General features: G+C 70.4%; 21 protein-coding genes and 2 pseudogenes. 14 read left to right on the top strand and 9 right to left on the bottom strand.

From position 1 onward, the window contains the following. Positions 1 to 104 precede the first annotated feature (104 nt). The gene (locus RKD05_RS05865; protein ID WP_424708665.1) at positions 105 to 2,012 is read right to left on the bottom strand and encodes an FtsX-like permease family protein; all 1,908 of its coding nucleotides are present in this window, start codon (positions 2,010 to 2,012) and stop codon (positions 105 to 107) included. A gap of 20 nt (positions 2,013 to 2,032) precedes the next feature. After that, complete coding sequence (locus RKD05_RS05860; RefSeq protein WP_424708663.1) at positions 2,033 to 2,737, bottom strand: ABC transporter ATP-binding protein; 705 nt, start codon at positions 2,735 to 2,737, stop codon at positions 2,033 to 2,035. Between the two features lie 157 nt (positions 2,738 to 2,894). On the opposite strand from RKD05_RS05860, the gene RKD05_RS05855 reads away from it, so the two are divergent. The 8 genes and pseudogenes from RKD05_RS05855 to RKD05_RS05820 all read left to right on the top strand — a co-directional run bounded on the left by RKD05_RS05855 (position 2,895) and on the right by RKD05_RS05820 (position 10,546). Then, the gene (locus RKD05_RS05855) at positions 2,895 to 4,157 is read left to right on the top strand and encodes a sensor histidine kinase (RefSeq protein WP_424708662.1); all 1,263 of its coding nucleotides are present in this window, start codon (positions 2,895 to 2,897) and stop codon (positions 4,155 to 4,157) included. A 2-nt stretch (positions 4,158 to 4,159) separates the two neighbouring features. Then, the gene (locus RKD05_RS05850; RefSeq protein ID WP_424708661.1) at positions 4,160 to 4,825 is read left to right on the top strand and encodes a response regulator transcription factor; all 666 of its coding nucleotides are present in this window, start codon (positions 4,160 to 4,162) and stop codon (positions 4,823 to 4,825) included. 591 nt (positions 4,826 to 5,416) lie between these two features. Further along, a complete protein-coding gene (locus tag RKD05_RS05845) occupies positions 5,417 to 6,148 on the top strand; it encodes a sensor histidine kinase (RefSeq protein ID WP_424708659.1) in 732 nt (243 codons plus the stop codon). After that, positions 6,141 to 6,827, top strand: a complete 687-nt coding sequence (locus tag RKD05_RS05840) for a response regulator (protein ID WP_424708657.1) — start codon at positions 6,141 to 6,143, stop codon at positions 6,825 to 6,827. Before RKD05_RS05845 ends, RKD05_RS05840 begins: the two co-directional genes overlap by 8 nt. Positions 6,828 to 7,136: 309 nt before the next feature. Then, a pseudogene (locus RKD05_RS05835) lies at positions 7,137 to 7,885 on the top strand (3-oxoacid CoA-transferase subunit A). Beyond that, a complete protein-coding gene (locus RKD05_RS05830) occupies positions 7,882 to 8,529 on the top strand; it encodes a 3-oxoacid CoA-transferase subunit B (RefSeq protein ID WP_424708656.1) in 648 nt (215 codons plus the stop codon). The pseudogene RKD05_RS05835 and the gene RKD05_RS05830 overlap by 4 nt, the downstream one beginning before the upstream one ends. Position 8,530: 1 nt before the next feature. Then, entirely contained in the window at positions 8,531 to 9,706 is a 1,176-nt protein-coding gene (locus tag RKD05_RS05825) for a thiolase family protein (RefSeq protein WP_424708654.1), read from the top strand. Positions 9,707 to 9,739: 33 nt separating this feature from the next. Continuing rightward, positions 9,740 to 10,546 carry an IclR family transcriptional regulator domain-containing protein gene (locus RKD05_RS05820; RefSeq protein ID WP_424708652.1) on the top strand — a complete coding sequence of 269 codons (807 nt, stop codon included), beginning with the start codon at positions 9,740 to 9,742 and terminating at the stop codon, positions 10,544 to 10,546. On the opposite strand, the pseudogene RKD05_RS05815 reads toward RKD05_RS05820, so the two are convergent. The 4 genes and pseudogenes from RKD05_RS05815 to RKD05_RS05800 all read right to left on the bottom strand — a co-directional run bounded on the left by RKD05_RS05815 (position 10,543) and on the right by RKD05_RS05800 (position 15,479). Continuing rightward, positions 10,543 to 12,655: pseudogene (locus RKD05_RS05815) on the bottom strand (heavy metal translocating P-type ATPase). The gene RKD05_RS05820 and the pseudogene RKD05_RS05815 overlap by 4 nt on opposite strands. A 39-nt stretch (positions 12,656 to 12,694) precedes the next feature. After that, the gene (locus RKD05_RS05810) at positions 12,695 to 14,896 is read right to left on the bottom strand and encodes a heavy metal translocating P-type ATPase (protein WP_424708651.1); all 2,202 of its coding nucleotides are present in this window, start codon (positions 14,894 to 14,896) and stop codon (positions 12,695 to 12,697) included. Further along, entirely contained in the window at positions 14,893 to 15,180 is a 288-nt protein-coding gene (locus tag RKD05_RS05805; RefSeq protein ID WP_424708649.1) for a heavy-metal-associated domain-containing protein, read from the bottom strand. Before RKD05_RS05805 ends, RKD05_RS05810 begins: the two co-directional genes overlap by 4 nt. 17 nt (positions 15,181 to 15,197) lie before the next feature. After that, a complete protein-coding gene (locus RKD05_RS05800; RefSeq protein ID WP_026095929.1) occupies positions 15,198 to 15,479 on the bottom strand; it encodes a metal-sensitive transcriptional regulator in 282 nt (93 codons plus the stop codon). A 78-nt stretch (positions 15,480 to 15,557) separates the two neighbouring features. Between RKD05_RS05800 and RKD05_RS05795 the strand changes: the two genes are divergently transcribed. The 4 genes from RKD05_RS05795 (at position 15,558) to RKD05_RS05780 (ending at position 18,960) form a co-directional block, all read left to right on the top strand. Further along, entirely contained in the window at positions 15,558 to 16,562 is a 1,005-nt protein-coding gene (locus tag RKD05_RS05795; RefSeq protein ID WP_424708648.1) for an endonuclease/exonuclease/phosphatase family protein, read from the top strand. 73 nt (positions 16,563 to 16,635) lie between these two features. Further along, positions 16,636 to 17,568, top strand: a complete 933-nt coding sequence (locus tag RKD05_RS05790; RefSeq protein WP_424708646.1) for an NADP-dependent oxidoreductase — start codon at positions 16,636 to 16,638, stop codon at positions 17,566 to 17,568. A 32-nt stretch (positions 17,569 to 17,600) separates the two neighbouring features. After that, the gene (locus RKD05_RS05785; protein WP_424708644.1) at positions 17,601 to 18,593 is read left to right on the top strand and encodes a GlxA family transcriptional regulator; all 993 of its coding nucleotides are present in this window, start codon (positions 17,601 to 17,603) and stop codon (positions 18,591 to 18,593) included. After that, entirely contained in the window at positions 18,577 to 18,960 is a 384-nt protein-coding gene (locus RKD05_RS05780) for a nuclear transport factor 2 family protein (RefSeq protein WP_424708642.1), read from the top strand. Before RKD05_RS05785 ends, RKD05_RS05780 begins: the two co-directional genes overlap by 17 nt. Before the next feature lie 18 nt (positions 18,961 to 18,978). Here RKD05_RS05780 and RKD05_RS05775 read toward each other — a convergent pair whose 3' ends face one another. Both RKD05_RS05775 and RKD05_RS05770 read right to left on the bottom strand, forming a co-directional pair. Continuing rightward, the gene (locus RKD05_RS05775) at positions 18,979 to 19,407 is read right to left on the bottom strand and encodes a hypothetical protein (RefSeq protein WP_424708641.1); all 429 of its coding nucleotides are present in this window, start codon (positions 19,405 to 19,407) and stop codon (positions 18,979 to 18,981) included. 75 nt (positions 19,408 to 19,482) lie between these two features. Beyond that, a complete protein-coding gene (locus RKD05_RS05770) occupies positions 19,483 to 20,346 on the bottom strand; it encodes an SDR family NAD(P)-dependent oxidoreductase (RefSeq protein WP_424708640.1) in 864 nt (287 codons plus the stop codon). 49 nt (positions 20,347 to 20,395) lie between these two features. Between RKD05_RS05770 and RKD05_RS05765 the strand changes: the two genes are divergently transcribed. Beyond that, positions 20,396 to 20,974, top strand: a complete 579-nt coding sequence (locus tag RKD05_RS05765) for a TetR/AcrR family transcriptional regulator (protein WP_424708639.1) — start codon at positions 20,396 to 20,398, stop codon at positions 20,972 to 20,974. A gap of 18 nt (positions 20,975 to 20,992) precedes the next feature. Here RKD05_RS05765 and RKD05_RS05760 read toward each other — a convergent pair whose 3' ends face one another. Further along, positions 20,993 to 21,610 (bottom strand): GntR family transcriptional regulator, encoded by a 618-nt coding sequence (locus RKD05_RS05760; RefSeq protein ID WP_424708637.1) that lies wholly within the window; start codon positions 21,608 to 21,610, stop codon positions 20,993 to 20,995. A 319-nt stretch (positions 21,611 to 21,929) separates the two neighbouring features. On the opposite strand from RKD05_RS05760, the gene RKD05_RS05755 reads away from it, so the two are divergent. After that, complete coding sequence (locus tag RKD05_RS05755) at positions 21,930 to 22,136, top strand: cold-shock protein (RefSeq protein ID WP_022879538.1); 207 nt, start codon at positions 21,930 to 21,932, stop codon at positions 22,134 to 22,136. Positions 22,137 to 22,204 lie beyond the last annotated feature (68 nt).

The following is a 22,204-nucleotide window of genomic DNA, read 5'->3' as shown; positions in this document are numbered from 1 at the left end:
CCTTCGTTGTCGGCGGGAGCGGGGGGCCGTGCGGGGTTGGGCCCACGCCGCCGAAGGCTCGCTGTGCCGCGCAGTGATGAAGCTGCGGTGGGAACCACCGCGGATCATCGGCGATCCGCTTCTCGTGTCGCGAACAGCGCAGAAACCAGCACGGTCGCCGCGAACAGCCCTGACATGACCGCGAACGTCAGTGCGATGCCTCCCCAATCGATGGCGCCCACGGCCGTCGCTGTCGCCCCAGGGTCGCCGGCGACGTATCGCCAGGCGATGAACGCAAACGCGACGGTGAGCAGGGCACCGCTCGTGAGCACGAGGACGACCGCTTCGGAAAGCAGCGTGCCGATGATCCGAGGCCGAGAGACGCCGAGCAGGCGCAGCAGTCGGTACTCGCCCCGCCTGTTGAGCGTGGAGGCTGCCAAGCCTTGGATCATCGCGACCACCGCGAGCACGTAGATCGTGCCGAAGAGGGCGATATTGCCCGTGCGGGCATTGCTCTGGCGGAGTTCCACGCGGGTGTGAATGTACTGATCCTTGGTCAGGACCGGAGCCACCGCCCGCACTTCGTCGGCGACGGCGCTCACATCTTCGGTTCCTGTCGAGAGGAAGGCGCGGACGTCCCACACCTGAGGGTCGAGCTGCTGCATCAAGCCCCAATCCAACAGGAGGCCCGAATAGATACGCGAAGCGACCACTGCTGCCACTTGGAGGGTCACGGTGGCCCCATTCGGTGCTTCGACCGTGATCGTGTCGCCGACCTTGTCTCGTTCGCGTGCGGACACGACCTTCGTGCCACCGGCGGCCGCGAAGTCCCCCGCCCGCACTTCGGTATCGAAGACGTTCCGGTACGTGTCGAGGTCGACGAAGTTGAAGACCGTCAGGAAGGTGCCATCCGGCCGGCCCGATTCGAGGAGTCGGGTCGTCGCCGCTGATCTCATCACCGCGTTCACGCCCTTGAGTTCGCTTGCCAGAGTGAACACCGCGTCAGCTTCTTTCGTGCCGGTGGGTTGCGCGACCAGGTCGGCGGTCACCTTGTGGTCGTAGTCGGCGCGCGTCGTCGCCTGATCGGGCCCGGCTCCGATGGCGAACCCGCCCAGGACCCCCATCAGGATCAGGAGGGGGAGAACGTTGGATGCAAACCTGCGCGAGTCGCGGGAGGCCCGCTGGGCCACCAGCACTCCGGAGCCTCGAATCAGCGGCCACAAGGTCCAGGCCAGCAGGCGAGCGACGCCGGGGACGAGAACCGGGGCGAGCGCGCCGAGTGGGAAGACGATCAGCAGCGGCACGATGATCGACGCAACGGGGTTTTCGCTGCCGGTGTCGGGCATGAAGACGAGGAACGCGGTGAGCCCGACGACGGACAGGGCCGCCACCAGTAGCCGAACTGTGCTCACACGCCTGGTGGCGTCCCCCTTCGCCGTAGAGTCGAGGGCCGCCAAGACATCAACCGCCTGACGGGTCCGAAGGCTCAGCCAGGCCGCAACGACCGAACAGGAGATCATGCCGGCCGCAACCGCTGCGAGCGTTCCGACGGGCACGCCGAAGTCCAACTGCAGCGAGCTTCCAAACACGCCGACGGACTGCAGCAACAGGTAAAAGGGGTGGGAGAGAAGCTGTCCGACGATCACGGATGGGACGACGACGGTGGTCGCGAAGACAAGCGCCTCAGTGGTGACCATCACGCGAACCTGGAGGACGCTGGCCCCCGCGAGCCGCATCTGACCGAGTTCGTGTCGGCGAAGAGCCAGCATTTTGCGGAACCCCAGGTAGACGAGCACGAGGGCGATGGCCACCGTCGTGAAGCACATCACCTGCAGAATGCCCTGCGACGCGTTCACCGCTGCCCGCACGACGCGCGCGTCGAACTCATCGAGCGTCTGGCTCTGGATGGCGTCACCGCTTGCCAGCCCGGTGTAGAGCACCATCTCGACGGTGGTGACGACCGTGGCAACACCGAGCAGGACCGAGACGCCCACGTAGGCGGCGCGGTGTCGACGTACGAACGCGGCGGACACCCAGAGCCGTCGACCTACACTCATCGGGCCGCGCTCTCCAAGCCCGTCATGCGCGTGCTGACCCTGTCGGCCGTGGGATCGTTCATGGTGTCGACCAGTTGACCGTCTACGAGGAAGAGCACGCGGTCTGCGAAGGCGGCGATCTGCGGATCGTGGGTGACCATCACCACCGCGGCCCCCCGCTCGCGGAATCGACTGAACTGCTCCATCACGACGAATCCACTCTTGCGGTCCAGCGCTCCGGTGGGCTCGTCAGCGAAGATCACCCGACGGTTTTGCGCCAACGCGCGCGCGATCGCCACCCGCTGTTGCTGCCCGCCGGAAAGCTCCGCCGGGTACGAGGCGCTCTTCTCTGCCAGCCCCACCTCGGCGAGTGCGTCCACCGCCCGCGATCGCGAGATCGCCGCGCCGCCGAACAGCGAGGGCAACGTCACGTTCTGCTGCGCCGTCAACGCTTCGAGCAGGTTGAGGTTCTGGAAGATGAAGCCGAAATCGTCCCGTCGGAGCCGGTCGAGTTGCCGCGTTCGCGCGGTCGTCAGCGTTACCCCATCGAAGGTCACCGATCCGGTGGATGCGCGGACGAGCCCTGCCAGACAGTAGAGGAGGGTGGATTTCCCCGAGCCCGACGGACCCATGATGGCCGTGAATGTGCCCGCCTCGAAGGCGCAATCGACGCCGCGGAGCGCCACCGTCTCGACGCGACCGTTGGAGAAGGTGTGGCCCACCCCGGATGCTCTGAGAATCTCGATCCTCCTTCGCCTGTCACCCATCGAACCGTTCACACCTGGGGGAGGCGATGGGCTCAGCCAGCCTGTGGGGGTATGGCTGGCCATACTTCGTGGGGTTCCCCCTCTCAGCGAGCCGGATCCGTAGGCTAGCCACATGGAGGGCGGGGATCTGAGGGCGGCGCTGACCCTGCCCCCGTGGCGGTTCGCTTTCCGTGCGTGGCCATGGCGGGCACTGGGCTATCTGATTCTGAGCGTCGCCATCGGGGCCGTTCTCGTTCCGCTGACTGTCCTGTCGTTCCTTCTCCTGCCCTTCTGGGCGCTGCTGCTGGGTGCGGTGGAACGCCGACGAACCCGCGTTTTGGGCTTTCCTCCACAGGAAAGTGGCCACGTGCACGTCGGTGATCACGAACGCCACCACTGGATCAACATCCGTCTCAGGGAAACGGCCACGTGGCGGGAGACGGCGGCGCTGCTGCTGGATCTCGCTTTCGCCTTCGGGGCGCTCGTGGTTCTTTTCTTCGAGGCGGTGACCGTTGTCGCGCTGGGCATGGTTGCGGTCGCCGGCATCACCGGCCCGAATGAGGTTCAGTTCGTCGGCGAGGCCGAGGGGGTGATGACACCGAGCAACTGGTGGCCGGTGCCTCTCCTCCTCTTCGCGGCGATGTGCCTGTTCGGGTACGTGAATGCGGTGCTCGCGACGGCCCAGGCTCTTTCGCTCCGGTACCTGTGTGAACCACGCCCGAGTGAGACCGACATCAACCTCGCCAAACTCATAGACTCCCGACGCGCGCTCGCGGAGTCGGCGGACGCAGATCGTCGTCGCATCGAACGAGACCTCCACGATGGGGTGCAACAAGAGCTGATCGCCCTGGGCGCACGCCTGGGCATGATCGGTCTGGAGGTGGACGAGCTGGCCGCACGCGGCACGGACACGACCCTGTTGTCGCGGGCCGTCAACGATGCCCAACAGCAGGCCGAGCACGCGATGTCCACGCTCCGTGACACGGTGCGCGGCATCCATCCCTCCGTGCTGACGGACCATGGACTGAGAACCGCGCTGGAGGAGCTCGTCGAACGCGCGGCGATTCCGGTGTCGCTCCAGGGTGATGCTGACGCACGTCTGCCCGCGGCGATCGAGACGACTGCCTATTACCTCGTGTCCGAGGCTCTGAACAACGTCGCGAAGCATGCCGCCGCGACTTCTGCGGGCATCAGGATCGATCTCCGCGACGACACGTTCACCGCCACGATCACGGATGATGGCGTGGGCGGTGCCGACGACAGACGGGGAAGCGGACTTAGGGGACTCCATGAGCGGGCCGAGTCGCTGAATGGTCACCTGCGGGTGACGAGCCCTGCGGGTGGCCCTACCGTTCTCCGCATGGCACTTCCCCTGCCCCCGGGTTGGAGCACGTGAGCATGAAGATTCTCATCGCCGAGGATTCCGCTCTTTTGAGGGAGGCGCTCGTCGCCCTTCTCGAGCGGCTCGGTCACACGGTGGTCCACGCGGCGGAAACGGCGACAGAGCTGGTCGACGAGTATCACGCCCTCGCTGCCGCCGCCGACGTCCCCGACCTCGTGATCACCGATGTGCGCATGCCGCCGGGCCTTACGGACGACGGACTCCGTGCCGCGCTCGACATTCGGCGCGAGTACCCGGACCAGCCAGTGATGGTTCTGTCGCAATACCTCGCCGACGCGAACGCCCGGCAGCTGCTCACCCTCCCGGAAGGTGCCGTCGGGTATCTCCTGAAGGACCGCGTGAGTCGCGTCCGCGACTTCGCCAGCGCGTTGGTGAACGTCGCCTCCGGTGGGACCACGATCGACCCCCACGTGGTGCAGCACCTCCTCCGTGCAGGCAGGCCGGGCGTCCTCGACGCGCTGACACCTCGGGAGACGCAAGTGCTCGCGCTCATGGCCGACGGCCAGTCGAACGCCGCTATCGCGGATCAGCTCGTGCTCAGCGACCCCGCGGTGGGAAAGCACGTCGGGCGGATCTTTTTGAAGTTGGGACTGAGTCCCGTCGACGAGAACCGCCGCGTCAAGGCGGTGCTCACCTACCTCCAGGCTTCCGACTCGACCTGAGAAGGTGTCGACCGGTCGTGGCTCCGGATGGCGGTAGGACACGTTCGCCCGGTAGGAAGGTGCGATGGAGAGAGTCGTCAGGCCCCGGGTCGTATCGCTGATGCGCTCGCCCCTGTTCGCGGGGGTCGTGTTCGTCGCCACCGTCGTGCAGGTGTCCGCGGTGCCCGTGTTGACGCTGTTCGGTGGGGGCGGCACGTGGGACGGGCCGCTCACACCGGCGGTCGTGATCGTGCTCGTCATCCTGGCCTGCCTCGCGCAGGCCGCGAGCCTGATGCTCGTGGCATCCCGTCCCGTCCTGGCGATGCTCGCGACCGTCGTCTTCTATCTCGTCGTCCCGGTGGGGCTGGCGGTACCGAACTGGGCCGGGCCGATGCACCTCGTGATCGCGATCGCGATGTTCGCCGTCGGGACCGCACGACCGCCCTCCGTGGCCGCCGCGTGGGCGGCCTTCGGCGTGGTCGGCGCGTGCGTGGTCCTGGCGGCGTGGGCGGCCGGGATCGGCACACCCGCCGACCGGGTGATCGGGTTCCTCCTCACGGAGGGGACGTCGCTGGCATCCACGTCGTTCGCGGGTGTCGCGCTCGGCATCCTGTGGGCGGTGCTGGAGCGGCGTGCGGCGCGGGCGCGACAGCGCGCGATCGATCTCGAGGAGGAGCAGGCGGCGGCGATCGAGAGGCCTCGCGTGCCACCGAGCGGGCACGCATCGCGCAGGAGCTGCACGACGTCGCGGGGCAGCACCTCGCCGGCCTGGTGTCGCTGTGCGACGCGTCCGCGGAGCTGGCGCCCGCGCACCCCGATCAGGCGTTGCGGCTCATCGAGGAGGTTCGCGCCGAAGGGAGGTACGCGGCGGCCAGTCTCTACGGCGCCCTGGGCGACCTGCGTTCCGTGGAGGACGTCGCGCACGCACCGACGCCGGATCTCCGCGATCTCGAAACCCTCGCCCGGTTCTGGCGCGAGCGCGGGATGGAGGTGTCGCTCGAGGTCCGGGGCGATCTCGACGAGGCGCCCGTCGTGGTCTCGTCGACGGCGTATCGCGCGGTGCAGGAGGGTCTGTCCAATGCCGCGAAGCACGCTCCGGGCGCGCCCGTCGAGGTGCGGGTGACGGTGGATGCCGAACGACTTCACGCCGGCGTCACGAACGGGTCTCCGCGGCACTCGCGTGCCGGCGAGGACGACCTCGGCCTCGGGTGGGGTCTGGAGAACCTGCGCGACAAGCTCGCACTGGTGGACGGAACCCTGGATGCCTCGGGCGACGAGTCCCGCGGATGGCACCTCGCGGTCGAGATCCCGTTCGTCCGCCCCCGGGAGATCGTGCGTGACTGACGAACACGCGATCCGGGTGCTCATCGTCGACGACAACCGGATGTTCCGGCGAGGGGTCCGCCTGCGGCTCGACAACGTCGACGATGTCGTCGTCGTCGGGGAGGCGGCGACGGGGACGGATGCCGTCACGGCGGCACTCAGTGAGCGTCCCGACGTGATCCTCATGGATCTCGAGATGCCCGGCATGAACGGCATCGAGGCGACACGCGCCGTCATCGAGGACTCGGGCGGCAGGGTCCGCGTGATCGCCCTCACCAGCCACGGGGAAGACCACCTCGTTCGTCGCGCGCTGTCGAACGGCGCGAGCGGCTATCTCCTGAAGACCCACGACGGCGCGCAGCTCGTGGAGGCCATCCGCTCCGTCCACCGCGGCGAGGGCGTGGTGTCATCGCGCGTGACGCGGGCGCTGCTCGCGTACGTGGTCCAGCGGCGGATCGGCGACGAGGACCGGGGGAAGGTGGCATCCCTCAGTCCGTCGGAGGTCGCGATCATCCGTCTGCTGAGCGACGGCGTCACCTCGAACGAGCACGTGGCGAAGCGACTCGGGGTGTCGGTGAACACGGTGCGGACCCATATCCACGCGGCGCTGCGCAAGGTCGGCGTCGCGGACCGCACGCAACTGGCTCTGTGGGGCGTTCGCGTGCGCGAGGAACTCGTGCCGCGCGACGGCATCCGCTGACCGAGGGGGGAGGGCCGCCCCCAATGGCCGGCCCTCGCCCGTCGGTGACGCAGGACCTTGGCGGCCGTGCGCGGAGACCGCCTCCGGCCGGGAGCCCGTACCGCCCGACGTCTCACTCCTTCCAGCTTGCGCCGGTGCGGGTGAACCAATGAGTGACCCCGGACCCGGCACCCCGGGATTCCGCTGGACGCCGGACCGACGTGCGAAGGAATCTCATCCGATCGGATGAGGAGGGGACTCTGGCGGAGCGACGTTCATCAGCGTATGATCGCTCAACGAACACGCGTTCGCTGAACGAACAGAGGAACCATGATCGACAAGACCGTGCCGGACGTCGCGGCGGCCGTGGCGGGCATCGCCGACGGCTCGACCGTGATGATCGGCGGATTCGGCCGCGCGGGGCAGCCCGTCGAACTCATCGACGCGCTCATCGCGCACGGCGCCCGCGACCTCACGGTCGTCAACAACAACGCCGGCAACGGCGAAACGGGCCTCGCGGCGCTGCTGAAGGCGGGGCAGGTGCGCAAGATGATCTGCTCGTTCCCGCGCCAGAGTGACTCGTGGGTCTTCGACGGGCTGTACCGCGACGGCAAGATCGAGCTCGAACTCGTGCCGCAGGGGAACCTCGCCGAGCGGATCCGCGCAGCGGGCGCCGGCATCGGCGGCTTCTTCACCCCCCCACCGGGTTCGGAACGCAGCTCGCCGAGGGGAAGGAGACGCGGCGCATCGACGGCCGCGACTACGTCCTCGAGTACCCGATCCACGCCGATGTCGCCCTCATCAGCGCGCGCCGCGCCGACCGCTGGGGCAACCTCGTCTACCGCGAGACCGCCCGCAACTTCGGACCGATCATGGCCGCCGCGGCGAAGACCACCGTCGTCCAGGTCGACGAGATCGTGCCGCTCGGCAACCTCGACCCCGAGGCCGTCGTCACCCCCGGCCTGTACGTCGACCGGGTCGTGGCCGTGGGCGAACGCCGCTGGCTGAACGGCGGCGTCTTCGTCGGCGGCGTCGACATCGAGGGGCGCCCGCTCGCCCAGAACGGAGCGGACGCATGACCACCCGCGTCTCCCGCACCGCGCTCGCCGCGCGCGTGGCATCCGACATCCCCGAAGGCGCCGTCGTGAACCTCGGCATCGGCGCCCCGACGCTCGTGGCGGACTACCTGCCCGAGGGGCTCGAGATCGTGCTGCATACCGAGAACGGAATGTTGGGAATGGGTCCGGCGCCGGCCGTCGGATCGGTCGATCCCGACCTGATCAACGCCGGAAAGCAGCCGGTCACCGCGCTCGCGGGAGCCGCATACTTCCACCACGCCGACTCGTTCGCGATGATGCGCGGCGGCCACCTCGACGTGTGCGTACTGGGTGCATTCCAGGTCTCGGCATCCGGTGATCTGGCGAACTGGTCGACCGGTGAGCCCGGGGCGATTCCGGCCGTCGGTGGGGCGATGGACCTCGCCATCGGGGCGAAGGACGTCTACGTCATGACCGACCTGCTCACCAAGCAGGGCGCGCCCAAGCTCGTCGAGACGTGCACCTACCCGCTCACCGGTGTCGGCTGCGTCTCCCGGGTCTACACCGACCACGGCGTCTTCGACGTCACCCCCGACGGCTTCCGCGTGCAGGAGCTGTTCGGCGACAACACGCACGCCGAGATCGAGGAGCTCCTCGGTCTCACGCTGATCGAGCGAGGAGCCTGACATGACCGCCAGCTACGTCTACGACGCCGTCCGCACGCCCTTCGGTCGCGCCGGGGGAGCCCTGGCATCCATTCGTCCCGACGATCTGGCCGCTCTCGTGATGAAGGCGACGGTCGAACGGACCGGTCTCGACCCCGCCCGCATCGACGATGTCGTCTTCGGGGATGCCAACCAGGCCGGGGAGGACAACCGGAACGTCGCCCGTTTCGGCGCGCTGCTCGCCGGCTTCCCGACGACCGTCACGGGGACGACCGTCAACCGGCTCTGCGCGTCGTCGCTCGAGGCCGTGATCCAGGGGTCGCGCGCGATCGAGTCGGGCGATGTCGACATCGTGCTGGCCGGCGGCGTCGAGTCGATGAGCCGCGCGCCGTACGTCGTGGAGAAGGCCGCGAAGCCGTTCCCGGCCGTCGGCAACGCGACGATGTGGAACACCGCGATCGGCTGGCGCATGACGAACCCCGCCCTGCCGAAGCACTGGACGATCTCGAACGGCGAATCCGCCGAGAAGATCGCGCGCGAGTGGGGCATCACGCGGGAGGCGCAGGATGCCTTCGCCGTCCGGTCGCACCAGCGTGCGGCATCCGCGTGGGCCGACGGCGTCTTCGACGGCGAGATCGTGGCGGTGCCCGGGGTCGCGCTGAGCCGCGACGAGGGCATCCGCGACGACACCTCGGTCGAGAAGCTCGCGGGGCTGAAGGCGCTGTTCGCCGCCGACGGGCAGGGGAGCGTCACGGCCGGCAACTCCTCGCCGATCAACGACGGCGCCTCCGCCGTGCTCATCGGCGGCGAGGGAGCCCTGGATGCCGAGCCGCTCGCGCGGATCGCGGGTCGTGCGGCCCACGGTGTCGACCCCGACGTCTTCCCGATCGCCCCCATCGAGGCCGCGAACAAGGCGCTCGCGCGCGCCGGGAAGACGTGGGCCGACGTCGACTTCGTCGAGCTCAACGAGGCCTTTGCATCGCAGTCGCTCGCGTGCCTGGCCGGATGGTCCGAACTCGACCCCGAGAAGCTCAACGTCCACGGCGGCGCGCTCGCGATCGGTCACCCGCTCGGCGCGTCCGGCGGTCGCATCATCGGCCGCGCGGCGCACGAGCTCGCCCGCCGCGGCTCGGGAGTCGCCGTCGTCTCGATCTGCATCGGCGTGGGCCAGGGCCTCGCCGTCGTCCTGGAGCGGTGAGGTCGCTGACCGCCCGATCGATAGGGTGAGCCGGTGACCGACGCCGAACCCCTCGCCTCCGCTCTCGGCGACGACAGCGACGGCCCCGGCGAGGTCGTCCAGGCCTTCGTGCGAGGGCTCGCGGTCATCCGCGCGTTCGACGCCGATAACCCCGAGTTGACGCTCAGCGACGTCGCGCGCCGCGCCGGCGTGACGCGGGCCGCCGCGGGCCGCTTCCTGCGCACGCTGCAGAGTCTCGGGTACGTGCGGAACGATGGGCGCTCGTTCGCCCTCACCCCGCGGGTGCTGGAGCTGGGCTACAGCTACCTCTCGGCCCTGTCGCTCCCCGAGGTCGCGCAGCCGCACCTCGAGGCGCTGTCGCGCGCGGTCGGCGAGAGCGCGTCGGCTGCCGTCCTCGACGGTGCCGAGATCGTCTACGTCGCCCGCGTCCCCGTGCGCCGGATCATGTCGGTCGGCATCACGGTCGGCACGCGGTTCCCGGCCGCGATCACGAGCATGGGTCGCGTCCTTTTGGCCGCGGCATCCGCTCCGGAACGGGATCGGATCCTGGATGCCACGAAGCTCGACGCTCGGACCCCCCGAACGCTGACCGATCCCGCCGCCGTGCGGCAGGAACTCGAGCGGGTGCGCGCGCAGGGCTGGGCCCGCGTCGACGGTGAACTCGAGCCCGGGCTGCAGTCGCTCGCGGCGCCGGTCCACGGCCGCGAGGGGGCGGTGGTCGCGGCCATCAACCTCTCGATGGCGACCGGCCGCTACCCCGAAGCCGAGGTCACCGACCGGCTGATCCCGGCGCTGCTCGCCGCGGCCCGCGCCATCGAGGCCGACCTGCGGACGCCCTAACGCGCAAGCGGGTCCACGGCATCCGGCCGCAGATCCAGGCGGCGCAGGAGCTGCGCGTTGAGAGCCACGACGATGGTCGACAGCGACATCAGGATCGCGCCGACCGACATCGGCAGGACGAAGCCGATCGGTGCCAGCACTCCCGCGGCCAGCGGCACGGACAGCAGGTTGTACCCGGCCGCCCACCAGAGGTTCTGGCGCATCTTCCGGTAGCTGGCGCGCGAGAGCTCGATGACCGAGAGCACCGACCGTGGATCGTCGCTGGCGAGAACGACACCGGCGGAGGCGATCGCGACATCCGTTCCCGCGCCGATCGCGAGCCCCACGTCGGCGCGCGCGAGCGCCGGTGCGTCGTTGACGCCGTCGCCGACCATCGCCACGCGGCGACCCTCGCCCTGGAGTTCGGCGACCTTGGATTCCTTGTCCTCGGGGCGCACTCCGGCGAAGAAGCGACGGATGCCGAGCTCGTGGGCCACCGCGGCGGCGACCGGCTCCGCGTCACCGGTGATCATCACGACCTCGATCCCGCGTTCCGCCAGAGCGCGCACGGCGGTCACGGACTCGGGTCGGATCTCGTCGGCCAAGCGCAGCGCACCGACGGTCTCGCCACCCGCCACGACATGCAACACGATCGAGCCGTCCCCGCGCCACTCCTCGGCGATCGGAAGCTCGTCGGCGCCCTCCTCCGCGAGCAGCGCCGGGCCGCCCACGCGAACGGTGCGACCGTCGACCGTCGCCCGCACGCCGACCGCCGGTGACGAGGAGAAATCGGTGGATGCCGGGACGTCGAGCTCTCGCGCTTCGGCGTCGCGCACGATCGCGCGGGCAAGGGGGTGCTCGGAGTCGGACTCGGCGGCGGCCGCCCAGGCCAGGACGGTGTCGCGATCGAAGCCGGCGGCGGCGGCCGTGGCGGTGACGGCGGGCTCGCCGCGGGTGAGCGTGCCGGTCTTGTCGAAGAGGACGGTGTCGACCGTGCGCATGCTCTCGAGCGCGAGACGGTCCTTCACGAGAACGCCTCCGCGCGCGGCACGTTCGGTCGCGATCGAGACGACGAGCGGGATCGCGAGACCGAGCGCGTGCGGGCACGCGATGACGAGGACCGTGATCGTGCGGATGACGGCGGAGTCCGGCATCCCGACCAGCGTCCACACCACCGCGGTGATCACGGCGGACCCGAGGGCGAACCAGAACAGCAGCGCGGCGGCGCGGTCGGCGAGGCGTTGCGCACGCGAGCTCGACGCCTGCGCCTCGGTGACGAGCTTCTGGATGCCGGCGAGGGCGGTGTCGTCGCCCACGGCGGTGATCTCGACGCGAATGCCGGAGTCGGTCGCGACCGTGCCCGCGACCACCGGGTCGCCCTCGCCGCGGGACACGGTGCGGGATTCTCCCGTGATCATCGACTCATCGAGCTGGGCGGAGCCCTGGACGACTCGGCCGTCCGCGGGGATGCGTCCGCCGGGGGCGCACGACCACCACGTCGCCGACCCGCAGCGCGGACGGCGGCACCGACACGGTCGTGTCGCCCTCGACCCGCTCGGCCTCGTCGGGGAGCAGTGCCGCGAGCGAGTCGAGCGCCGAGGTCGTCTGGGCGAGGGACCGCATCTCGATCCAGTGCCCCAGCAGCATGATCACGATCAGGAGGGCGAGTTCCCACCAGAAGTCGAGATCGTGGTGAAGCAGACCGAGGCTCGCGCCCCAGGATGCCAAGAAGGCGACGGTGATCGCGAGCGCGATGAGGAGCATCATGCCGGGGGCGCGCCCGCGGATCTCGCTGACCGCTCCGCTGAGGAACGGCGCGCCGCCCCACACGTACATCACGGTTCCGAGGACCGGCGACACCCACGGCACCCACGCGGCATCCGGAAGCGCGTAACCCAGGAGATCGGCGAACATCGCGGAGAAGCCGACGACCGGCACGGCGACGACGAGCATGATCCAGAACAGGCGTCGGAAGCGTGCGACGTGCCCGGCGTGGCCACCGTGACCGGCATACCCGGAGTGGCCCGCGTGGTCGTGCATCTCGTGGCCCGCGTGGTCGTGCATCTCGTGGCCCGCGTGGTCGTGCATCTCGTGCTCCGTCGACGTCGAACCCGGCGTCGCCCCGTGCATCGCGTGATCGTGCGAGGTCATGGCATCCTCTCTTCCGCGTCAGGACGCGACGGACGGCTCCGCGCGGAACCTCCGCAGCCGCAGGCTGTTCGTCACGACGAACACCGACGACAGCGCCATCGCCGCGGCCGCGACGACGGGGTTCAGCAGACCCGCCATCGCCACCGGAATCGCGGCGACGTTGTAGGCGAAGGCCCAGAACAGGTTGCCCTTGATCGTGCCGAGCGTGCGGCGCGCGAGACGGACGGCGTCGGCGACGACGAGCAGATCGCCCGACACCACCGTGACGTCGCTCGCCGCGATCGCGGCATCCGTCCCTCCGCCCATCGCGATGCCGAGGTCGGCGGCCGTGAGTGCCGCGGCGTCGTTGACGCCATCGCCCACCATCGCCACGACCCGGCCCTCGGCCTGCAGCGCGCGGACGACGTCGAGCTTCTCGGCCGGCGTCACCTCGGCGCGGACGTCGTCGATCCCCGCCTCCGCGGCGACGCGGGCGGCGGTCGCGGCGTTGTCCCCGGTGAGCAGCACGGGGCGGAGCCCGAGGCGGCGGAACCGTGCGATCGCTTCGGCGCTCGTCGGCTTGATCGTGTCGGCGACGACGATCGCGCCGAGGTACTCCCCGTCGCGCGCGACGGCGACGACGGTTCCGCTCGCCTCAACATCGAAGGATGCCGGCACCTTCACGCTCCACTGATCGCGCAGCCACGACAGCCGACCGGCGACGACCGCGGAACCGTCCACGACACCCTGGACGCCGTACCCCGCGTGCGCGTTGAACGACTCGACGCGGGCCACGGTTCCCGCGGCGGACGCGATCGCGCGCCCGACGGGATGCTCCGATCCGCCCTCGACGGCCGCGGCGACGGCGAGCAGTTCGGCGCGGTCCACACCTGCGCCGGGGAGCACGTCGGTCACGGCCATGCGGCCGGTGGTGACGGTGCCCGTCTTGTCGAGCACGATCGTGTCGACGCGGCGCGTCTGCTCGAGAACCTGCGGACCGCGGATCAGGATGCCGAGCTGCGACCCGCGTCCCGTTCCCACCAGCAGCGCGGTCGGGGTCGCGAGGCCGAGGGCGCACGGGCAGGCGATGATAAGCGTCGCGACGGCGGCGGTGAACGCGAGTTCGAGCGGTGCCCCCGCGACGAGCCACCCGACGAACGCCGCGACGGCGAGCAGGATCACGACCGGCACGAAGACCGCCGACACGCGGTCCGCGAGACGCTGCACCTCGGCCTTGCCGGTCTGCGCCTCCTCGACCAGGCGTCCCATGCGGGCAAGCTCGGTGTCGGCGCCCACGCGCGTGATCTCGACGACCAGGCGGCCACCGACGTTGATCGTGGCACCGACGACGCGGGCGCCGGGGGCCACCTCGACCGGAACGGATTCGCCGGTGAGCATGCTGGCATCCACCGCCGACGTTCCCTCGAGGACGACACCGTCCGACGGGATCTTCTCGCCCGGACGCACGACGACGACGTCGCCGACGACGAGGCTCGCGACCGGGACCTCGCGCTCACGGCCGTCGTCGAGCTTCGTCGCGGAGGTCGCGCCGAGGTTCAGCATGGCCTTCAGTGCACTGGCCGAGGCTGTGCGCGCCCGCGCTTCCGCGTAGCGTCCGGCGAGGAGGAACACCGTCACGAGCGCGGCGACCTCGAGGTAGATCTCGTGCGCGCCGGCGGTCGGTGCGCCGAAGAGCGTGAAGCTCATCGTCATCCCGGGCATGCCCGCGCCGCCGAAGAAGAGGGCGTAGAGCGACCAGCCGAACGAGGCGATGACGCCGAGGCTGATCAGCGTGTCCATCGTCACGGCGCCGTGGCGGGCATTGACCGCCGCCGCACGGTGGAACGGCCACGCCCCCCACACCGCGACGGGAGCGGTCAGCGTGAGTGCGAGCCACTGCCAGTTCGAGAACTGCAGCGCCGGGATCATCGACAGCAGCGCGACCGGCACGGCCAGCGCGAGGCTGATGAGCAGGCGTCGGCGGAGGGCGTCGGTCTCGGGGTCGGTCGCGACCTTCTCCGGAACCGGGGGCGCGGGCACCGCGGCCGCGTAGCCCGCGGCCTCGACGACAGCGATGAGGTCCGCCGGGTCGAGGTCGTCGCCGCGCACGCGCGCCTTCTCGGTGGCGTAGTTGACGGATGCCTCGACGCCGGGCAGCTTGTTCAGCTTGCGCTCGATCCGGGTGGCGCACGAGGCGCACGTCATCCCGGTGATGTCGAGCTCGACGTCGGTGGTGCTCATGACGGGTCGGCCGCCAGGGCGTAGCCGGCCTCCTCGACGGCGTCGCGCACGAGGGCGGCGTCGAGCGGGGTCTCGCTGGCGATCGTGACGCGCGAGACGTCGCCGACGCGCAGGTCGACGGACACTCCCTGCACTCCGGCGATCCCCGAGATCTCCTCGGTCACGCTGCGGACGCAGTGCGCGCACGTCATCCCGGTCACGCCGATCACCTGGGTGACCGCGCCTTCCGGAAGGGGAGTGGATGCCGCGGCCTCGCGGAGACCGAGTTCGATGCGTTCCTTCATGGTGTTCTCCTCGGGGGTCAGGACCGGACGAGCCGGGCGATGGCGTCGTTGGCTTCGCGGATCTTCTCGGCGGCGACCTGGCCGCCCTCCGCGCTGGCCTCGGCGACGCAGTGGCTGAGGTGATCGGACAGGAGCGACAGCGCGACGGTCTCGAGCGCCTTCGTCGCGGCGGACACCTGCGTGAGGATGTCGATGCAGTACTTGTCTTCGTCGACCATCCGCGCGATGCCGCGCACCTGGCCCTCGACGCGCCGCAGCCGTTTCTGCAGGTCGTCCTTGTGTCCGTCGTACCCGTTCATGATGGATACCATACCCCCCTAGGGTATGCGGGAGGGCCGATCCGGCGAACATTCATCGAACTCCGCTTCACTGTGGGGATGCCGACCGCTTCGCGCCGCCGACTCCCGCTCCTGATCACGCTTCTCGTGGCAGGCGTTCTCGCCCTCCTCGTCGTCTGGCCGCAGCTCATCGGTGCGGAGCGGTGGCAGGGCGTGGCCCTGCTGATCTCGTTCCGGGCGCCGGTGGCGATCGGGTTCGCGGCGCTCGCCGCCGTGGCCGGGATCGTCGCGCTCCTGCGTCGTCGCGCGGCGGTCGCCCTCGGGCTGGCCGTCGTCTTCGCCGCCGCGGCGGTCGGCAACGGCGCGGTGCTCGTGACGCGGGGCTGGGGCGGCTCCGTCGCGCAGGGCGACCTCACCGTGGCGGTGTGGAACACGTACGGCGGGGGAGCGTCGCCCGACGCCATCGCCCGCCTCGTTCGCGAGAGCGGCGCGGATGTCGTGAGCCTCCCCGAGACCGACTCCCGCGCGGCGGCGGAGGTCGTCGGCATCCTGGAGCGCGACGGGATCCGCATGACGGCCGCGACCGTCGAGGCCGCGCCCGGCGATCGCCCGGTACCGACCTCGCTCCTCGTCGCGGACGCGCTCGGCCCGTACGTCCTCGACGCCGCCGCGGGATCGACGCCGGGTGCACCGAGCGGGGTCTGGCGGCCGGTCGACGGCACCGGTCCGACGCTCATCGCCGCGCACCCGCTGCCCCCGCTGCCGTTCATCATCGACGACTGGACCCGGGGCATCGACTGGGTCGCGGCGCAGTGCGCGGGGCCCGACGTGATCCTCGCCGGTGACCTGAACTCGACGCTCGACCACCTGTCCGGGCTCGGGCGGAACGGCGGGACGGTCGGCGAATGTCAGGATGCCGCGCAGGAAGCCGGAGCAGCGGCCCGGGGGACCTGGCCGGTCGACCTGCCGACCGCGCTCGCGGCGCCCATCGATCACGTGCTGGTGGGGTCCGCCTGGGAGGTCCGCAGCTTCGAGGTGCCCACCGACTTCGACGACGCCGGCAGCGATCACCGTCCCGTCGTCGCGGTGCTGGCTCGGCGCTGATCTGGCGGATTCGTATGCCGGAATGACGTTCCCGTCACTTCCCCGTCCCTGAAGGCGCTCCTAGCGTGAGGGCATGGCATCCATGCGCGTCGTCACGCAGGACCGGCTCGGCGGTCCCGAAGTCCTCCATACGGGCGAGGCGGAGCGGCCGACCCCGGGGGTCGGGGAGATCCTCGTCGAAGTCCACGCAGCCGGGGTGAACCCGGTGGATGCCATGCAGCGACAGACCGGCACCTTCGGCGGGCCGCCGCCGTTCACCATCGGCTGGGACGTGTCGGGCGTCGTCGCCGCCATCGGCCCGGGCGTGACGCTGTACGCCCCCGGTGACGAGGTGTTCGGCATGCTGCCGTTCCCGCGCGGAGCGGGCGCGTACGCCGAGTTCGCCGTCGGACCGCCGCGCGCGTTCGTCCGCAAACCCGAAACGCTCTCGCACGTCGAGGCGGCGGCGCTGCCTCTTTCCGGGCTGACCGCGTGGCAAGCGCTCGTCGACACCGCGAACGTGACCGCCGGAACCCGCGTCCTCCTCACCGGGGCGAGCGGCGGCGTGGGACACCTCGCGCTGCAGATCGCCCGGTCGCGCGGAGCCCACATCGTCGCGGTCGCCTCCGGAGAGCACGCGGATGCCGTGCGGGCCTGGGGCGCTGACGAGATCATCGACTACCGCACGACCGATGTCGCGACCGCTGCCACCGACATCGACGTCGCTCTCGAGGTCATCGGCGGGGAGTACCCGGCCCGGGTGCTCCGCACGGTGCGGGCCGGCGGCATCCTCGTGTCGACCCTGCCGCCGAGCCTCGCGCCGATCGTGGCTGCGGCGAGCGAGCGGGGTGTGCGCCTCGCGGGGCTGTTCGTGGAGTCCGACCAGCTGGGCATGCGGGGTCTCGCCGACCTCGCGACGCGGGACCTGCTGCGCCCGCGCATCGCCGCGACGTATCCGCTCTCGGACGCCGCGTCCGCGCACGCGCGGCGCCACGGACCGGGCAAGGTCGTGCTGACGGTCCGGTGACCGCGAACGGCCCTTCCGGGAGGAGAGAACCCATGTCGACGACCCACCTCGTGGCCGTGCTGGCGCTCGATCACGTCTATCCGTTCGAGCTCGGCATCCCGGCCCGCATCTTCGACGCCGCCGACGCCGGATACGACACGCGAGTGTGCAGCGCCACGGGCGGTCCGGTCCCGACCAACGCGGGGTTCTCGATCACTCCGGAGCACGGCCCGGAACTGCTCGATCGCGCCGACACCGTCATCGTGCCGCCCATCGACCCGTACCGGTTGAGTCCCACCCTCGCGCGCGACGTGCGGGCAGCGCTCGACCGCGTGCGCCCGGGGGCGCGCATCGCGTCGATCTGCACCGGAGGCTTCTTCCTCGCGGCCGCGGGCCTCCTCGACGGCCGTCGCGCGACGACCCACTGGGAATGCGCGCCCCTCTTCCGGTCGTGGTTCCCCGAGGTCGAGCTGCAGGAGAACGTGCTGTTCGTCCACGACGGTCGCATCCACACGTCCGCGGGAGCCGCCGCCGGCATCGACCTGTGCCTCGACCTCGTCCGGCGGGACCACGGCGGCCGCGTCGCCAACACCGCCGCGCGCCGGTGCGTGGTCGCGCCGTTCCGCGAGGGCGGGCAGGCGCAGTTCATCGACCGCCCGGTTCCCGAGATCCAGGATGCCTCGACCTCGCCGACCCGGGACTGGGCGCTGGCGCACCTCGATACGCAGCTCACCGTCGCCGACCTCGCACGCCACGCGCGGGTCAGCGACCGCACGCTGGAGCGCCGGTTCGTCGAAGAGACCGGCCTCGCACCGCGCCGCTGGCTGACGATTCAGCGGGTGCAGCGGGCGCGGGAGCTCCTGGAGGAGACCGACCTGCCCGTCGAGCAGGTCGCGGCGGCCGTCGGGTACGCCACCGTCGCCTCGCTCCGCCACCACCTCACCCGTCACCTGGGCGCGGCTCCGGCCGCGTACCGGCGGGCGTTCCATCCCGACGCCCCGGCGTCGTCACCGAAAGAGAGCACCGACCATGTCCACGTCGACTGAGAACACCGAACTCGTCCTGCGCTTCTGGAACCAGGCGTTCAACCTGGGCGAACCCGAGGCGGCAGCCGCGGCCGCCCTCGGCGAGACCTACACCCAGCACAACCCGGGAGCCCCCGACGGCGCCGAGGCGTTCGTCGGATACGTGCACACGATGCGTCAGCGCTTCCCCGAGCTGACCGTCGAGGTGAAGCGGACGGTCGCCGAGGGCGACCTCGTCGTCACGCACAGCCACTTCCACCTCGTGCCCGGAGACGACGGGCTCGCGACGGCCGACTTCTGGCGCATCGCCGACGGACGCATCGTCGAGCACTGGGACGTCATCCAGCAGGTCCCCGCCCAGTCCGCGAACGCCAACGGCATGGTCTGAGCCGCAGACGCAGCCGGCTCACTCGAGGGTCGGCGGGAGTACGTAGACGATGTCGGCCCCGTCGCGCCCGTGCTCGACGAAGCCCAGCCGGGCGAGCGTGTCGTGCGAGGGGTCGTCATCGGCCGCGACGCACGCGTACAGCGGGCGCTCCGGCTCGGCGAGCGTGAGGAGCCGCAGCGCCTCCGTCGCGGACTCCCGCGACGTGTCGGGCGACACCGCGAGCAGCGCCTCACGGTCCCCGTCGACGTCGAGCGTCGCGGCGAGCCCCACCACGTCGTCGCCGTCCACGATCGTGCGGGCCGTGACCCGATCGGCATCCACCCACGCGTCGAAAGCCGCGCGATCGGCGACCTGCCCGCGCGGCCACCTCGATGCGCTCGCGCGCACCGCCGCGTAGGCGGCATCCCGGTCGTCGTCACGGAGGTCGCGGAGCTCGATGCGGGTCATGACGTCACGGTAGCGGGAGCGCCGGGGAGGAAGGGATGCCTTGCGCTCGCGGCGCCGAGGCGTTGAGGGGGCGGGTTACTTCGGGAAGTGGGGGCGGAGGTTCGCGGCGCTGACGCGATCCAGAACGGCATCCGGCAGGATGCGGGTGAGCCGGGTCATCATCGCGGCGTCCCGACCGATGGTGTACCGCGCCCGTGGCTTGGGCGTCGTGGCGGCGTCGGCGATGACGACCGCAGCCGCCTGAGCTCTCACGCCGCTCGTCGTGAAGGCCGTCGCCTGGTTGATGATCGCCTGCATGAGGGGTGCGTAGCGGCGCCGGTGCACGGGGGTCATCTCCGCCACGAACGTCTTCGCTCGTTCGATGCCGTGCCCGGTCATCTCGGTCTGCACGCCGCCGGGCTCGACGACGACCACCTGGAGCCCGTGGGGAGCGAGTTCGCGACGGAGGGCGTCGCTGACCGCTTCCAGTGCGAACTTCGCTCCCGCGTACGCGCCGTATGTCGGCATCGCGATCTTGCCCCCGACCGAGCTGATGTTGACCACGCGGCCCGTGCTGTCGTGGAGGAACGGCAGCAGCGCCTGGGTCATCGCGATGTGTCCGAAGAGATTGACGTCGAACTGCCGCCGCCACTGATCCAGGGGAAGCGTCTCGACGGGGGCGTTCACCGCGATCCCGGCGTTGTTGACGAGGGCGCGCAGCGTGCGGCTGCGGGGGTCCGTCGCGATCCGCTCGACCAGCGCCTCGATCTGTTCGGGAACGGTGATGTCGAGGAGGACCGGCTCGACGTGTTCCTCGCGGATCGTGTCGGCGTCCGCGGAGCGTCGGACGCCGGCGAGGACGTGGTACCCGCGCCGGGCGAGTTCGTGCGCCGTTGCGGCGCCCATCCCCGTCGATGCGCCGGAGATGACGATGAGTTCATTTTCATGTGACGTTGTCATATGGGCACTGTGAACCATTCGTGTGACATTGTCAACTAGGCTTTCGATCATGGTGACCCGTGCGGACGGTGCGGCGGCGACGCGTGAGGCGCTCCTGCGCGCGGCGGGTGATCTGCTCGACGTCGGCGGCCCCGCGGCGGTCACGCTGCGGGAGGTCGGCGGACGTGCGGGGGTGTCGCGGGGAGCGCCCTACGGGCACTTTCCGGACAAGGAGCATCTGCTCGCGCAGCTCGCCGTCGACGGATGGCAAGAGTTCGCCCGGGTGCTCGACGAGATCCCCGGCTCGGGCGGAACCCCGACCGAGAAGATCGAAGCGGCGTTGCTCGCGCTCCTCCACCTCGCCGCGACGAAGCCGCACCTGTACGCCCTCATGTGGACGCCTCCGGGGGTCGACCCCGCGCCGATCATCGAAGCGGCGGGGCGGTCACAGGATGCGTTCCTCGCCCTCGTGGGCGATGTCGTCGGCCGGGAGGACGCTCGCCGGTACGGTGCGCTCCTGATGTCCAGCACCCATGGCATCGCGGGTATGGACCTGAGCGGGCACCTCTCGAAGAAGAAGTGGAACACGGACGCGCGGACACTCGTCGCCATGTTGGTGGAGTCGCTTCCGCGCGATCCTCGCTCCTGACGCGCGCGCTTGGCGACCTCAGTAGAGACCGTGCAGGCGGAGCCAGAGGTGTGCTGCCAGCGCCGTGTCGCGCTCGCGGATCCCGTCGGCGAGGAGGAGGAACAGCTCTTCGCAGTCCTCGACATGCGCGCACATCCAGCCGCGGAGGTTCCGGCGCACGAGGAACGTCGTCTGCTTCAGCGTCTCGACCAGCACGATGTTCTCCGATGCACGGGTGAAATGGGCGAGAAGAGCGAATCCTGCGTCGACGTAGGCGGGGGAGGAGTTCGCGCGGGCAGCATCCATCAGGCCCGCGATCAGTCGCGCGCCCTCGGCGATGTCCTCATCCGAGCACCGGGGAAGTGCGAGGTGCATCGTCATCGCGATCATGTGGACCGTGTAGTCCTGCATGTCCGCGATCTCTTTGTCGCTGGGCGCCGTCACGCGGGTGAACCGGTGAGGGGCGATCTCGACGAGTCGGATCGCCGCGAGACGCTGCAATGCTTCGCGCACCGGCGTCCGGGAGATGCCCATGTGAGCGGCGAGTTCGACATCCCGGAGCCGGTCGCCGGGCCGGAGACGGCCGTCGACGATCGCCTCGCCGAGAGCCGAATACGCCTCGTCGACGAGGGCGGAAGGCTGGCGCCGCTCGTCCACACGCGGATTCTATGACGCCCGGTTACCACACATCCCCGTCATCCGTGAAGAATTCCCAGCTTTCGTGTCGCGCGAAGGGCATTCGCGGCGGTACAGTTATCGCCGTCACGCCTCGCGTGACATATCCGGGGGGATCCGTCGACGCCCGGGCTTCGAGCTTCTGCTCAGCCCGGGCGTCGTATGGGCTTAAGGGGAGGATGCCGTCCGTGACGCCGTGCAACGTTTGTGTCACGGGCCGATGCGCCGCCCCGGTTCCTGCCGTTACCGTGGGCACAGATCGGCGCGCTCGGCGCCGGCAGGAGCGGGAAACGGCACGTCCATGAGCACGCAGGGCACGGTCAAGTGGTTCAACTCGGAGAAGGGCTTCGGCTTCATCGCGCCCGATGAGGGCGGCCAGGACGTCTTCGCCCACTACAGCGCGATCCAGTCGGGCGGCTACCGCTCGCTCGAGGAGAACCAGCGCGTCGAATTCGACATCGCGCAGGGCCCCAAGGGCCTGCAGGCGGAGAACATCCGCCCGCTCTGACGGTCCCTGCCCCGGCAGCCGCGGCGTCGGGTTCGACGCGGTCCGGCCGACCTGATCGCGCGCCGTGG

The organism is Microbacterium sp. SLBN-111, from assembly GCF_049739645.1.
Classification (GTDB): domain Bacteria; phylum Actinomycetota; class Actinomycetes; order Actinomycetales; family Microbacteriaceae; genus Microbacterium.
Note: the sequence above shows the minus strand (reverse complement) of the source record. Positions and strands in the feature narration are given on the sequence as shown.

Bases quoted from the DNA above. Each gene is read 5' to 3' on its own strand.
- RKD05_RS05855 (WP_424708662.1), top strand. From the start codon at position 2,895: ATGGAGGGCGGGGATCTGAGGGCGGCGCTGACCCTGCCCCCGTGGCGG.
- RKD05_RS05850 (WP_424708661.1), top strand. From the start codon at position 4,160: ATGAAGATTCTCATCGCCGAGGATTCCGCTCTTTTGAGGGAGGCGCTC.
- RKD05_RS05830 (WP_424708656.1), top strand. From the start codon at position 7,882: ATGACCACCCGCGTCTCCCGCACCGCGCTCGCCGCGCGCGTGGCATCC.
- RKD05_RS05825 (WP_424708654.1), top strand. From the start codon at position 8,531: ATGACCGCCAGCTACGTCTACGACGCCGTCCGCACGCCCTTCGGTCGC.
- RKD05_RS05810 (WP_424708651.1), bottom strand. From the start codon at position 14,896: ATGAGCACCACCGACGTCGAGCTCGACATCACCGGGATGACGTGCGCC.
- RKD05_RS05805 (WP_424708649.1), bottom strand. From the start codon at position 15,180: ATGAAGGAACGCATCGAACTCGGTCTCCGCGAGGCCGCGGCATCCACT.
- RKD05_RS05800 (WP_026095929.1), bottom strand. From the start codon at position 15,479: ATGAACGGGTACGACGGACACAAGGACGACCTGCAGAAACGGCTGCGG.
- RKD05_RS05795 (WP_424708648.1), top strand. From the start codon at position 15,558: ATGCCGACCGCTTCGCGCCGCCGACTCCCGCTCCTGATCACGCTTCTC.
- RKD05_RS05790 (WP_424708646.1), top strand. From the start codon at position 16,636: ATGGCATCCATGCGCGTCGTCACGCAGGACCGGCTCGGCGGTCCCGAA.
- RKD05_RS05785 (WP_424708644.1), top strand. From the start codon at position 17,601: ATGTCGACGACCCACCTCGTGGCCGTGCTGGCGCTCGATCACGTCTAT.
- RKD05_RS05780 (WP_424708642.1), top strand. From the start codon at position 18,577: ATGTCCACGTCGACTGAGAACACCGAACTCGTCCTGCGCTTCTGGAAC.
- RKD05_RS05775 (WP_424708641.1), bottom strand. From the start codon at position 19,407: ATGACCCGCATCGAGCTCCGCGACCTCCGTGACGACGACCGGGATGCC.
- RKD05_RS05770 (WP_424708640.1), bottom strand. From the start codon at position 20,346: ATGACAACGTCACATGAAAATGAACTCATCGTCATCTCCGGCGCATCG.
- RKD05_RS05765 (WP_424708639.1), top strand. From the start codon at position 20,396: ATGGTGACCCGTGCGGACGGTGCGGCGGCGACGCGTGAGGCGCTCCTG.
- RKD05_RS05755 (WP_022879538.1), top strand. From the start codon at position 21,930: ATGAGCACGCAGGGCACGGTCAAGTGGTTCAACTCGGAGAAGGGCTTC.